The organism is Sinorhizobium garamanticum (genome assembly GCF_029892065.1).
Taxonomy (GTDB): Bacteria; Pseudomonadota; Alphaproteobacteria; order Rhizobiales; family Rhizobiaceae; genus Sinorhizobium; species Sinorhizobium garamanticum.
Genome location: NZ_CP120373.1, coordinates 1303338 through 1315578 on the forward strand (window position 1 = coordinate 1303338; position 12241 = coordinate 1315578).

The window sequence follows — 12241 nt, forward strand, 5'->3', positions numbered from 1 at the left end:
TCAGCCGAAGTGGGAAGTCGAAATATGTCCGCGACGGCCAAGACAAACGCGCGCTCGCGCGCTACAGCGTGACTTCTTCGGACGGTTTCGGACGAAGGATCAACGGGCGATTGACAGTAGCACAGCGACCCTTTCCGCGTCTGGCAAGACGCGCCGCGCGATAGAGCAACAACAAGTTTCGGGCCGACGCCCGCAGCAACAGGGAACCAGCCGGACCTTCCATGGCGAAGCAGAACACAGTTTTCAAGGATGCCTTCAATCGCTGCCTGAAGCTCTTGGCGGAGACCTCCACGCTGCCGTCCGAGCCCGAACTCGGACAGGTGCTCGGGGTGAGCCGCACCACCGTTCGTGCCATTCTCACCCGCTGCGAGGAACTCAAGCTCATCATCTGGGACAAGCGCCGGAAAATCGTGCTGCGCCGCCCGGAGCCCTCCGATTATTTTCCGACGGAAGAGACCAACTCGCTCGCAGAAATCATCGAACGCAGTTTCATGCGCCGAATTCTGGCCGGCGGCGCCGAGCCTGGCATGCAGATCAACGAGCTCGAACTGGCACGCGAGATCGGCACCGGTACGACGAGCGTGCGTGAGTTCCTGATCCGCTTCAGCCGCTTCGGCCTGATTGAGAAGCGACCGAACAGCCACTGGGTGCTCAAGGGTTTTACCCGCGAATTCGCGCTCGAACTGACGGAAGTGCGGGAAATGTTCGAGCTCAGGTCCGCGGCGAGCTTCGTCGGCCTGCCGAAGGACCACCCCGCCTGGGAGGAGCTGAAAGAGATCGAGGCGGTGCACCGCGAAATCCTGGCGGACATCGACAACCGCTACAAGGAATTTTCCGAACTCGACGAGCGCTTCCACTTGCTGGTCCATAAATCGTCCAGCAACCGCTTCATCATCGATTTCTACGACATCATCGCGATCGTCTTCCACTATCACTATCAGTGGAACAAGGCGAACTCGCGTGAACGCAATGCGCGCGCGCTCGAAGAGCATCTCGCCTATATCGCCGCACTCCAGTCGCGCGACCCGAAGCAAGTGGACCAGGCTTGCCGGCGCCATTTGAAATCGGCGCGGGAGACCTTGCTGCAATCCATTCCGTAGCGCGGATCAGTAGCCGGATTCAGATCGCGAAGTCGGTTGCTCGCCCGAAAATTCTTGCCGCAAGCGCTGCGTTGCGCTGACGAGGAGCGTGACGTCGGTGCCGATGGCCATGAAATCGGCGCCGAGATCGCGATAGTCGCGCGCCTGGACGGGGTCGAGGGTCATGATGCCGCGCGCCTTGCCGGCGCGCTTGATGCGCGCGAAGGCGTCGACGATTGCGGCCCGGACTTCGGGATGACCTGAATTGCCGAGATGGCCCATGTCCGCGGCAAGGTCGGCCGGGCCGATAAAGAGGCCGTCCACGCCGTCGAGCGCAGCGACCTCATCGATCGCGTCCAACCCCTTGCGGCTCTCGATCTGCAGGATGAGGCAAATTTCTTCGTTGGCCGTCTGCAGGTAGTCGCCGATCCGCCCGAAATTCGAGGCGCGGCCAAGAGCGGCGCCGACGCCTCTGATGCCGTGCGGCGGATAACGCACGGCGCGGACCAATTGCTGCGCCTGCTCGACGCTATCGACCATCGGAATAAGCAGCGTCTGAACGCCCGTATCGAGCGCCTGTTTGATAAGCGCCGTATCGCCGACGGGGAGACGGACGATCGGATGACTGCCGCGCCCGGAGATCGCGTGGAACTGCGCCGAGAGAAGCGGCAGATCGTTCGGCGCGTGCTCGCCGTCGATCAGGAGCCAATCGTAGCCGCTGTCGGCCACGACTTCGGCGGCGTAGGGGCTCGCCAGCGCCACCCACAGGCCGAGCTGGAAGCGGTTTTCGCGGATCGCCGCTTTAAAGGGATTCTTCGGGGCTGGCATGATTGCTCTCCTTTAGCGGAACTAATGATCGGAGCGGATTGCCCCTCACCCTACAGCGCCGCGCGTCTTATCAGACGTGCAAAGGTCGCTGTAGCACTTTGAATTGCTGCATGATTTTGTCCTTAAATCGATTCCGATTTAAGGAATCATGCAGTAGCCCTCTCCCGGCGGGGGAGAGGGGATTGGGACGTCACTGCTTGTCCCTTCTCCCCCGCAAGCGGGGAGAAGGTGCCGGCAGGCGGATGAGGGGGCAATGGCCGCAGCTTTTGCAACCCCGCTCAAGAAAGGTCCTGGTACTCAATCACTCAGAATCGATGACAAGGCTAACTTATTACCCGCAAAAGAAAACCGGCCAGAACGTACCGGCCGGCTTGTTTTCGACGGGCTCTACCTCAAGCAATACCGCCGAGGCAGACGTATTTGATCTCCATGAATTCCTCGATGCCGTATTTCGAGCCTTCGCGGCCGAGGCCGGAAAGCTTGACGCCGCCGAAGGGCGCTTCGGCCGTGGAAATGAGCCCGGTATTGACGCCGACCATGCCGTATTCGAGTGCTTCCGCGACCCGGAAGACCCGGGCGAGATCCTTGGCGTAAAAATAGGAGGCGAGACCGAACTCGGTATCGTTGGCCTGAGCGATCACGTCCGCCTCATCCTTGAAGCGGAAGAGCGGCGCAACGGGCCCGAAAGTCTCTTCGCGGGCGACCGCCATCGCCTGCGTGACATCGGCAAGCACCGTCGCCTCGAAGAATGTGCCGCCAAGCGCGTGGCGTCGGCCGCCCTGGACGACGCGGGCGCCCTTGGCAAGCGCATCGGCCACATGCTCCTCGACCTTGGCGAGCGCCGGCTGATCGATCAGCGGGCCGAGAATGACGCCTTCCTCCATGCCGTTGCCGGTCTTCAGCTTGGTGACCGCGGTGGCAAGCTTCTCGGAGAAGGCCTCGTAGACGCCGTCCTGAACATAGATGCGGTTGGCACAGACGCAGGTCTGGCCGTTGTTGCGGAACTTGGCGATCAATGCCCCCTCGACCGCCGCGTCGAGATCGGCGTCGTCGAAGACGATGAAGGGCGCGTTGCCGCCAAGCTCCAGACCGAGCTTCTTGATCGTGGTCGCGCTCTGGCGATAGAGCTCGGCGCCGACTTCCGTTGAGCCGGTAAAGGTCAGCTTGCGCACGGTCGGGTTGGAAGTCATCTCGGCGCCGATCTCGCGCGCCGAGCCGGTGATGACGGAAAAGAGGCCCTTCGGCATGCCTGCACGTTCCGCGAGCACGGCGATGGCAATCGCGGAGAAGGGCGTCTGTCCGGCCGGCTTCAGCACCATGGCGCAACCGGCGGCGAAGGCGGGGCCGGCCTTGCGGGTGATCATCGCGTTCGGGAAGTTCCATGGGGTGATCGCGGCGACGACGCCGATCGGCTGCTTCATCACCAGGATGCGCTTGTCCTTCTGATGGCCCGGCACCAAGTCGCCATAGACGCGACGCCCCTCTTCCGCAAACCACTCGATGAAACTTGCGCCATAGACGATTTCGCCGGTCGCCTCGGCCAGCGGCTTGCCCTGCTCGATCGTCAGGATCTGGCCGAGATCGTCCTTGTTCTCGATCATCAGCTCGAACCAGCGGCGCAGAACGCCCGCGCGCTCCTTGGCGGTACGCGCCGCCCATTCCTTCTGCACCCGCGCCGCGGTCTCGATCGCAGCCCGCGTCTCGGCGGCACCGAGCTTCGGAACGCGGCCGATGATCTCGCCGGTTGCGGGGTTGTTCACCTCGATCGCGTTTTTCGGGTCGGCTTCGATCCAGTTTTCGCCCACGAGAGCGGCCTGGCGAAACAGCGACGGATCTTTCAAGTTCATGGCGCGTCCTTCCTCGGAAAATATCTACAGAACTTATACAATTTTTTTCGCCAACTCGACAATGGTCGTGAATGCCGTTTCTGCATCCTCCTCGGCCATGCTGAATTGCCCTGCCTGGAAACGAATGGCGATGCGTCCGTCGACACGTGTCTGCGTCAGGTAGATGCGGCCGTCATCGTTGATCGCCTTCACCAGGGCGAGGTTATGGGCGTCGGCATCGGAGCCGCCGGCATGTCGAAACGAAAAGAGAGACAGAACCGGTTCAGTAACGATTTCGAAGCCCGGTTCGTTCCGCAAACGTTCGGCGAGAGCCTCCGCCCAGCGCACATGGTTGCGGATCATCTGCCGCAATCCCGAAAGGCCGTGAAAGCGCAGCAAGAACCACAGCTTCAGGGCGCGAAAGCGCCGGCCCAGCGGAACAGACCATTCGGAATAATTGATGATCCCGTCCTGCCCGTGCGTCATCAGATATTCCGGCTGAATTGCCAATGTGCGTACCAAGTCGTCGGGGCTGCGGACGAAATGGGCGGAGCAGTCGAACTGGGCACCCAGCCATTTGTGCGGATTGAAGACGACCGAATCGGCGCCCTCGACGCCTTGCCACAGATGGCGAAATTCCTCGCAGATCATCGCCGCGCCCGCCCAGGCCGCATCGACATGGACGTAGAGCCCGTGTTCACGGGCGACGCGGACGACCTCGGCGATGTCGTCGCAGGCGCCGGTGCTGGTGCCGCCGGTGCAGGCGATAATGCCCGCCGGGAGATAGCCCGCCTTGCGATCCGCCTCGATCGCGCTCGCAAGAGCGGTGCAATCCATCGCCCGACGCTCGCCGACGGTCGGTATCCGGACAAGATTCTCTTCCCCTATCCCGCTCACCCAGATGGCGCGGTCGATCGAGGTGTGGACCTGATCGGAGGAATAGATGCGGACACTGGGATTGCCGGCGAGCCCTGCCCGATTGCCGTTCCAGGCAAGAGCCTTTTCGCGCATCACAAGGACCGCGGCGAGCGTGGCGGAGGACGCGGAATCCTGGATGACGCCGGAAAAGCTGGCAGACAGGCCGATCGCCTGCCGGAGCCAATCGAGCATCTTCGTCTCGAGCTCGGTCGCCGCCGGCGAGGTCTGCCAGAGCATGCATTGCGCGGCAACCGCAGTGACAAGATATTCGGCGACGACGGAGACGGGCGCGGCATTGGCCGGGAAATAGGCGAAGAAACGTGGGTGCTGCCAATGGGTCATGCCCGGCATGACAATCGTCTCGAAGTCCTCGAAGATCCGCTCCATCGACTCACCGGATTCCGGAGGAGATTGTGCGATTTGGCCCGCTATCTCACCGGCAGTCGTCTGCGCTCGGACGGGACGGTCCCGAAGCGATTGCCGATAGTCCACACCCCAATCCGCGGCCTTGGCCGACCAATATCTGAACGTTGCCTCGTCCATCGTTCCCTCCCTTTCCATGTTGCGGTTCCATCCATGCTGGAACTTTTGTAGCGTGACGCCGAATCCGCCCTACTGGCCGAGACGCTACAGCGCCGCGCGTCTTATCAGACGCGCAAAGGACGCTGTAGCACTTTGAATTGCTGCATGTTTTTGTCCTTTAATCGGCTACGATTAAAGGCAACATGCAGTAGGACCCCCCAAGAGGATTCACGCGCAATAAGGATGTTCGTTCGTGACAGAAATCAACCATAGAAGAGCCGACCACCCGATCCACTCGATCTTCCTGGAGCGCTGGTCGCCGCGCGCCTTTACCGGCGAGGAAATCAGCGAAAAAGATCTGCTTGCCCTGTTTGAGGCGGCTCGTTGGGCGCCTTCGGCGAGCAACAACCAGCCCTGGCGCTTCGTCTATGCCCGCCGCGGCACCGAGCACTTTGCGTCGCTCTTAGACATTCTCGATGAAAGCAACCAGCGCTGGGCGAAAAACGCCTCGGCGATCGTGATCATTCTTTCGAAGACCCACAGGCTTACGTCAAACGGCGAGATGCGGACGGCCTACACCCATGCCTTCGACACCGGTGCCGCATGGTTCGCGCTCGCGCTGCAGACGCAACTTGTCGGCTTGCACGCGCATGCGATGGCGGGAATCGACCGGGACAAGGCCATGCGCGTGCTCGGCGTGCCGGAGCATTATCGGGTCGAAGCCGCGGTCGCGATCGGCAAACTTGCCGACCCGTCGACGCTTCCGGACGACCTGCGCGAGCGGGAAAAACCGAGCCAGCGCAAGCCGCTTGCCGATATCGTTTTCGAAGGCCAGTTCAAGGCCGACTGATCACGCAAAAGAAAACCGGCGCCTTTCGGCGCCGGCCAAATCTGCATCCTGGGATCAAGCAGATCAGATATCGAGATTGGCGACGCTGAGAGCGTTTTCCTGGATGAAATCGCGCCGCGGCTCCACCTCGTCGCCCATCAGGCGCGAGAATAAACCGTCGGCGTCGGTCGCATCGGCAACCCTGACCTGCAGCAGCGAACGGACGTTCGGATCGAGCGTCGTTTCCCAGAGCTGCTCGGCATTCATCTCGCCGAGACCCTTATAGCGCTGCATCGAGAGGCCCTTGCGGCCGGCCGCGAAAATCGCGTCGAGCAGGGCACGCGGTCCGCTGATGTCCTGGGTGCCGTCACGGCGGCGCAATACCGGCGGTTCGGAATAGACTTCCTTCAGTTTCGCCGTCAGCTGATCGATATGGCGGGCATCGGAAGAGCCGATCAGCGCCATGTCGAGTATCGCGACTTCCTTGACGCCGCGAACCATGCGCTCAAGTTTCAGGCCGCCTTCCGCAGTGACCGTTCCGGTCCAGCCGCGCTCGGTCTCCTCGGCGATGACGTCGAGTCGGCGCGCCACTTCCGCCGCCACATCCTGATATTCATCGCGCCGGCCATTCAGTTCGACGTTCAGCGCGCCGGCAATGGCAGCCTGCTCGACGATCGCCCGGTTGTAGCGGGAATGCAGCCCGTCCATCAGCGAGCGCAGGCGCAGCGCGTCGTTGATGACTTCACGCAGGTCCTGTCCGGCTCTCACTTCGCCGGACGCGAGCGCCAGCGACGCTTCCTCGAGGCCCATGCTGATCAGGTAATCTTCGAGTGCCTTCTCGTCCTTCAGGTACTGCGTGGATTTGCCGCGCGTCACCTTGTAGAGCGGCGGCTGGGCGATATAGAGGTGCCCGCGCTCGATCAGCTCCGGCATCTGCCGGAAGAAGAAGGTGAGCAGCAGCGTGCGGATGTGGGCGCCGTCGACGTCGGCATCCGTCATGATGATGATCTTGTGATAGCGCAGCTTGTCGGCGTTGAACTCGTCCTTGCCGATCGAGGTGCCGAGCGCCGTGATCAGCGTGCCGATTTCCTGGCTCGAAAGCATCTTGTCGAAGCGCGCGCGCTCGACGTTCAGGATCTTGCCGCGCAGCGGAAGGATAGCCTGGTTTTCGCGCGAACGCCCTTGCTTGGCCGATCCACCTGCCGAATCGCCCTCCACCAGGAACACTTCCGATTTCGCCGGGTCGCGCTCGGAACAGTCGGCGAGCTTGCCGGGCAGCGAAGAGATATCGAGCGCACCCTTGCGGCGTGTTAACTCGCGCGCCTTGCGCGCCGCTTCGCGCGCCGCGGCCGCCTCGACGACCTTGCCGACGAGTATCTTGGCCTCGCTTGGGTGCTCCTCGAACCACGTGCTCAGTGCTTCGTTCACCAAGCTCTCGACCACAGGTCGGACCTCGGAAGAAACGAGCTTGTCCTTGGTCTGCGAGGAAAACTTCGGATCCGGCACCTTGACAGAGAGAACCGCCGTCAAGCCTTCACGGCAATCCTCACCCTGAAGCGTGACCTTTTCCCTTTTGGTGATTCCGGATGAATCGGCATAGGAGGTCACCTGGCGTGTCAGCGCGCCGCGGAAGCCGGCCATATGAGTGCCGCCGTCACGCTGCGGAATGTTGTTGGTGAAGCAGAGCACGTTTTCATGGTAGCTGTCGTTCCACCACATCGCCACCTCAACGGTAATGCCGTCCTTCTCGCCACGGATCGAGACCGGATTGTGCACAAGGGGCTTTTTGGCGCGATCGAGATAGGCGACGAACGCCTCCAGCCCGCCTTCATACATCAACTCGTCGCGGCGGATATCCGAATGACGCTTGTCGGTAAGCACGATACGGACGCCGGAATTCAGGAAGGCTAGTTCGCGCAGGCGGTGCTCGAGCGTCGAATAGTCGAATTCGACGTTCGAGAAGGTCTGCTCGCTAGGCAGGAAGGTGACCTCCGTGCCGGTGTCGGTGCCGGCATCGCCCGTCACTTGAAGCGGGCCGTCGGCAACCCCGTGGGTGAAGCTCATTTCGTGGATCTTGCCGTTGCGGCGGATCTTGAGCTTCAAGGACGTGGAAAGTGCGTTGACGACCGAAACGCCGACGCCATGCAGGCCGCCCGAGACTTTGTAGGAATTCTGGTCGAATTTTCCGCCGGCGTGAAGCTGGGTCATGATGACCTCGGCGGCGGACACGCCTTCCCCCTTGTGAATATCCGTCGGGATGCCGCGGCCGTTGTCAGTGACCGTAACCGAACCATCGGGATTGAGGGTTACCGTGACGATATCCGCATGACCGGCCAGCGCTTCGTCGATCGCATTGTCGACGACCTCATAGACCATGTGGTGCAGACCGGAGCCATCGTCGGTGTCGCCGATATACATGCCCGGCCGCTTGCGGACGGCATCGAGCCCTTTCAACACCTTGATGGAATCGGCACCATATTCGGCGATGGCGCCGGTTTCGGTCTCAGGAAAATCGGTCATTCGGCTTCAGGTCTTTCCAGGTTACGAACGTCGTGATTCGGTGCGAATCACAGCGCGGAGGCCTCACGGACTATAGGAAATTTGTCCACAGCTTCCAAATCCCGGGCCGCGCTTGGCGGTCGGGAACAGGCTTTCATCCCCTGTCATTATCAGGAATTGTGGCTTTTTCCAAAATATCTTCCAGAGCCCTGATCGTCTCTTCCGACAAACCGCGTATCTGTCCGCTCAGCCGGTTGGCAAATGCGGTGTGGCCGGGTGGCAGGCCGGACGTATCGAGCACCACCTTCGGGTCGGAGATATCGGCGATCCGGAAGAGCTCGTCCGCCTCGTCCCAGATCACATTGAAATAGCCGGCGACGCGCTGCAGAAAGTCGAAGCTCGGCGCACCACGCTTGCCGTGCTCCAGCGCCGAAAGATAGGCCGCGGAAACACCGATCGCCGCCGCCATCTGCTTTTGCGACACACCCTTTTTGCGCCGCAGCTCGCGCATGGCCTCGCCAAATGGCGTCATGTCGCACTTCCCTTGGCGCGCGCCAGGCGGACATAGAGCGCGCCCTCACCCCCGTGACTTCGCGCCGCCGGCTCATAGGACGAGATCAGCGGACGAAACTCCGGCAGCGAAAACCAGAGCGGCACCGCCCGCTTCAGCGCACCGTCGCTTCCGAGCGACGTGCCCTTGCCGGTGATCACCAGGACGTGTCGAAGGCCACGCTCGTGCGCCTTCAGGAGAAACTGCAGGAGCAGGCCGTGCGCTTCGCTCTGGATCATGCCGTGGAGGTCGATCCGCGCTTCGAGCGCCACACGGCCCTTTGCGAGCTTGCGCTTCACCGGCCTTTCAAGCGGATGGTGGCGGCGCTCGGCCTTGCCTTTGCTGAGCGTGAAGCCCGGTTCGGCCTTTTCGTGCGGTGTTGTCGCGACCTTCGACGAATCCGGCGCTGCCGGCGCAACCTCTTCGCTCTCGCCAAGCAGATCCGCGAGATCTTCGAGACGGCCAGGCATTGGCCGGGTCGAACGTGCAACCTTCCCCCAAAGAATGCGATCCTCCGGCGAAAGCTTCTTTTCCCTAGCCATGGCGGTATCTGGCCGCGGCTGTTCTAGGGACGAAGATGAAGAAGTCCGCGGCATTGCGGACGGATCCCGCGAGATTGCCCGCCTCATCGCCGGAGCCGGTGAAAATGTCTCCGCGCGCGGGGCCGACGATCGCCGAACCCGTGTCCAACGCAAGCATCAGACGCGCGAACGACCGTCCGCCGTCGAGATGGGTAACGGTCTCGCTCGCAATATAGAAGGGAACGCCGAAGGTATGGATCAGCCGATCGACGGCCAGCGATCGACCGGGCTCCAGCGGGACCTTCGCTGCGGCAACCGGGCCCAAGCCATCATCATCTACCGACGCCTCGCGGAAAAAGATGAAGGAGCGGTTGTGCCACAGGATCTCGTCCACCCTTTCGGGATGTGCCGCAAGCCAGGCGCGGATGGTGGCCATCGATACGGTCGCGGCATCGATTTCGCCGCGATCGATCAGCAGCTTTCCGATTGCGGAAAAACGGTGCCCGGTCTTTGCCGCATAGGTGATGCGCCGGCGCTTTCCATTCGGATAGACGAGCCGGGCCGCACCCTGGACATGAACGAAAAAGACGTCGACCTTCGACCGGGCATAGGCGATCTCAAGCCCGCGCCCCGCGAGAAAGCCCCGCTCGATCGCCTCGCGGTCCGGGTATTCCTCGATCTCGTCGCCACGAAGGCGCCCGAAGGCGAAATACGGATCCATGCCATGCGGCCGGTTCGCGTCGTCGATGTCGATCAAATCGCCCGGCTGGCGGTAGAGGGGGAAGCGAAAAATCTCGTCCGCTTCGGCACGGACCTCGATCTCCGGCTCGTAAAAAGCGGTAACGAATCCCCTGCCGCTCTCGCCGGTTCGAACCCTGAATGGAAGAAACTGCTCCTCGAAAAAGGCGCGCGCCGCAGCTGCGTCTGAGACTTGCGCGCGGGCGGCCTCGAAAGCAGGCAACAGGTCCGCCACGGAAATGCCGAGTGAGCCTGTCTTGTAGGGTTTCGCCGTGGTGACGTGACGATGGCAGCGGCGAAGGGCGGCAATAACAGGTGTCGGATCGTCGGCCTGCCAGCCGGGCAGTTCGGAAAAGGCGACCGGCTCCAAATGAAAGGCCATGCTCGCCTCAGTTTTCCGTAGCGATCAGTTTCCAGTTGGGATCGCGCGATCGAATATCACGCGAAAAGGTCCAAAGGTCGTTCACTTCGGCAACGGAGTCCGCATCGCCGTCGATCAGTTTGCCCTGCTTGTCATAGGTGGCCGAGATGAGCTGGCTGATGATCCGGACGGTGATATTTTCCTCGTTGTCCTTGATCTCGGCATGGGTGATGTCGGCCTTCTCGATGCCGACAAAAGTCGACTTGACCACCTCGCCCTTGGCTTCCCGTTCGGAAATGGCGGCATCGAAGCCCTCATAGACCTCGCGCGACAGCAGTCCCTTCAGTGTCTTGCGGTCGCCGTCGGCGAAAGCCATGACGATCATCTCATAGGCCATCTTGGCGCCGTTGACGAAGTCCTCCGGATTGAAGCTGCGGTCGGCGTCGCTCAAGGCCCTGAGTTGGCCGTTCAAAGGCGTGCCCGCCTTGGCGACGGCATCGATGGCCGCGTAGCGAGACTCGTCTTCGACGGCGCTTTCGCGGCGTGGAAGTTGCACGACCTTGCCATTGTCGGCGCCCTCCGGACCCTTGCTCACCTCGCGCGGCGAATAGGGATCGAAAGGCGGGCGTTCACTGCCGGTCCGGCGCCCCAGAACGCTGCGCAACTGCAGAAAGATGACCACGGCAGCGATCAGGAAAAAAAACGTGATGAAGTCAAAAGAGCCCATTTCCACCCGGAACCGCTGTTAGATTTTCTTTTACTATCCCATATAGTCCGCAAGGATAAACCATTCAAATGGCGATGTCGCACCCTTAAACCGGAGGCCAACCAATTGCACGAAACTTCTGACGAGTGCCGTCGATGCGTTCCTTGATCCTTCCGCTCGTCATCCTCGGGCTGCCGCTCGCGGAAATCGCCGGCTTCGTCATCGTCGGTCGCGAAGTTGGGCTGCTCATGACGCTGCTCCTCGTATTCCTGAGCGGCGCAGTCGGTATCGCGCTGCTACGCGTCCAGGGTTTCGAGGTGTTTCGCCGCGTTCAGGAATCCGCTCGGGCGGGCCGCGACCCGGGCCGCGAGGTTCTCGAGGGTGCGCTGGTTTTCGTCGCCGCTATCCTCCTGATCGTGCCAGGCTTCATCAGCGACATCATTGGCCTCATCTTGTTCCTACCACCGGTAAGGCGTGCTGTCGCCACATTCCTGCAGACAAGAATGACTATAGTGACGGCCGGAACGGGTTTCTACCGCTCTGGTCCTGGCGGACGCGAAGAACGCACCGGACCGCACGTCATCGACCTGAACGAAGACGAATTCTCCCGCGAGAAGAAGGATGACGACGGGTCCTCGCCGACGAACCGGATCTCCCGGTAGAAATCTAAAACGATAGCAAGCGGGATAGCGTCTTCGCGCTTCTACAGCGCAGCGAGTACGATCTAGGGAACATGCAGTAGCCCATCGGCGTGGCAACAGGTCTATAATATACGCCGCACGCTACGGGAAAGGGCGAAAATCGCTTGTCCCGCTCCCCAAGAGAGGCCCGGGCGGCAAGGGTTGTAAGCCCATGCCCGAAATG

Annotated in this window: 11 protein-coding genes; 3 read left to right on the forward strand and 8 right to left on the reverse strand. The window is 61.6% G+C overall.

Going from position 1 to position 12241, the window contains the following annotated elements; genetic code table 11:
- Window positions 1-221 precede the first annotated feature (221 nt).
- Window positions 222-1100: a GntR family transcriptional regulator gene (locus tag PZN02_RS06165; RefSeq protein ID WP_280660717.1), complete on the forward strand. Its 879-nt coding sequence runs from the start codon at window positions 222-224 to the stop codon at window positions 1098-1100.
- Between the two features lie 6 nt (window positions 1101-1106).
- Here the strand turns inward: PZN02_RS06165 and PZN02_RS06170 are convergent, their stop codons facing one another.
- The 3 genes from PZN02_RS06170 to PZN02_RS06180 all read right to left on the reverse strand — a co-directional run bounded on the left by PZN02_RS06170 (window position 1107) and on the right by PZN02_RS06180 (window position 5194).
- Window positions 1107-1907, reverse strand: a complete 801-nt coding sequence (locus PZN02_RS06170; RefSeq protein ID WP_280660718.1) for an aldolase/citrate lyase family protein — start codon at window positions 1905-1907, stop codon at window positions 1107-1109.
- A 392-nt stretch (window positions 1908-2299) separates the two neighbouring features.
- A complete protein-coding gene (gabD, locus tag PZN02_RS06175) occupies window positions 2300-3754 on the reverse strand; it encodes an NADP-dependent succinate-semialdehyde dehydrogenase (protein ID WP_280660719.1) in 1455 nt (484 codons plus the stop codon).
- 33 nt (window positions 3755-3787) lie between these two features.
- Window positions 3788-5194: a pyridoxal phosphate-dependent decarboxylase family protein gene (locus tag PZN02_RS06180; RefSeq protein ID WP_280660720.1), complete on the reverse strand. Its 1407-nt coding sequence runs from the start codon at window positions 5192-5194 to the stop codon at window positions 3788-3790.
- A gap of 232 nt (window positions 5195-5426) precedes the next feature.
- Between PZN02_RS06180 and PZN02_RS06185 the strand changes: the two genes are divergently transcribed.
- Window positions 5427-6023: a nitroreductase family protein gene (locus PZN02_RS06185; protein ID WP_280660721.1), complete on the forward strand. Its 597-nt coding sequence runs from the start codon at window positions 5427-5429 to the stop codon at window positions 6021-6023.
- 63 nt (window positions 6024-6086) lie between these two features.
- On the opposite strand, the gene gyrB is transcribed toward PZN02_RS06185, so the two are convergent.
- The 5 genes from gyrB to PZN02_RS06210 all read right to left on the reverse strand — a co-directional run bounded on the left by gyrB (window position 6087) and on the right by PZN02_RS06210 (window position 11398).
- The gene (gene gyrB, locus PZN02_RS06190; protein WP_280660722.1) at window positions 6087-8522 is read right to left on the reverse strand and encodes a DNA topoisomerase (ATP-hydrolyzing) subunit B; all 2436 of its coding nucleotides are present in this window, start codon (window positions 8520-8522) and stop codon (window positions 6087-6089) included.
- 133 nt (window positions 8523-8655) lie between these two features.
- Entirely contained in the window at window positions 8656-9033 is a 378-nt protein-coding gene (locus tag PZN02_RS06195) for a helix-turn-helix domain-containing protein (RefSeq protein WP_225108843.1), read from the reverse strand.
- A complete protein-coding gene (locus tag PZN02_RS06200) occupies window positions 9030-9593 on the reverse strand; it encodes a Smr/MutS family protein (protein WP_280660723.1) in 564 nt (187 codons plus the stop codon). Before PZN02_RS06200 ends, PZN02_RS06195 begins: the two co-directional genes overlap by 4 nt.
- On the reverse strand, window positions 9586-10692 hold the full coding sequence (gene mltA / locus PZN02_RS06205) for a murein transglycosylase A (RefSeq protein ID WP_280660724.1): 1107 nt from the start codon (window positions 10690-10692) through the stop codon (window positions 9586-9588). Before mltA ends, PZN02_RS06200 begins: the two co-directional genes overlap by 8 nt.
- Window positions 10693-10699: 7 nt before the next feature.
- Complete coding sequence (locus PZN02_RS06210; RefSeq protein ID WP_280660725.1) at window positions 10700-11398, reverse strand: Tim44/TimA family putative adaptor protein; 699 nt, start codon at window positions 11396-11398, stop codon at window positions 10700-10702.
- 134 nt (window positions 11399-11532) lie between these two features.
- Between PZN02_RS06210 and PZN02_RS06215 the strand changes: the two genes are divergently transcribed.
- A complete protein-coding gene (locus PZN02_RS06215; RefSeq protein ID WP_280660726.1) occupies window positions 11533-12039 on the forward strand; it encodes an FxsA family protein in 507 nt (168 codons plus the stop codon).
- Window positions 12040-12241 lie beyond the last annotated feature (202 nt).

What these genes read in the sequence shown, in the direction of transcription:
- gabD (WP_280660719.1), bottom strand. Translation starts at nt 3,754, where the DNA reads ATGAACTTGAAAGATCCGTCGCTGTTTCGCCAGGCCGCTCTCGTGGGC.
- PZN02_RS06170 (WP_280660718.1), bottom strand. Translation starts at nt 1,907, where the DNA reads ATGCCAGCCCCGAAGAATCCCTTTAAAGCGGCGATCCGCGAAAACCGC.
- PZN02_RS06210 (WP_280660725.1), bottom strand. Translation starts at nt 11,398, where the DNA reads ATGGGCTCTTTTGACTTCATCACGTTTTTTTTCCTGATCGCTGCCGTG.
- PZN02_RS06165 (WP_280660717.1), top strand. Translation starts at nt 222, where the DNA reads ATGGCGAAGCAGAACACAGTTTTCAAGGATGCCTTCAATCGCTGCCTG.
- PZN02_RS06180 (WP_280660720.1), bottom strand. Translation starts at nt 5,194, where the DNA reads ATGGACGAGGCAACGTTCAGATATTGGTCGGCCAAGGCCGCGGATTGG.
- PZN02_RS06195 (WP_225108843.1), bottom strand. Translation starts at nt 9,033, where the DNA reads ATGACGCCATTTGGCGAGGCCATGCGCGAGCTGCGGCGCAAAAAGGGT.
- gyrB (WP_280660722.1), bottom strand. Translation starts at nt 8,522, where the DNA reads ATGACCGATTTTCCTGAGACCGAAACCGGCGCCATCGCCGAATATGGT.
- PZN02_RS06215 (WP_280660726.1), top strand. Translation starts at nt 11,533, where the DNA reads ATGCGTTCCTTGATCCTTCCGCTCGTCATCCTCGGGCTGCCGCTCGCG.
- mltA (WP_280660724.1), bottom strand. Translation starts at nt 10,692, where the DNA reads ATGGCCTTTCATTTGGAGCCGGTCGCCTTTTCCGAACTGCCCGGCTGG.
- PZN02_RS06200 (WP_280660723.1), bottom strand. Translation starts at nt 9,593, where the DNA reads ATGGCTAGGGAAAAGAAGCTTTCGCCGGAGGATCGCATTCTTTGGGGG.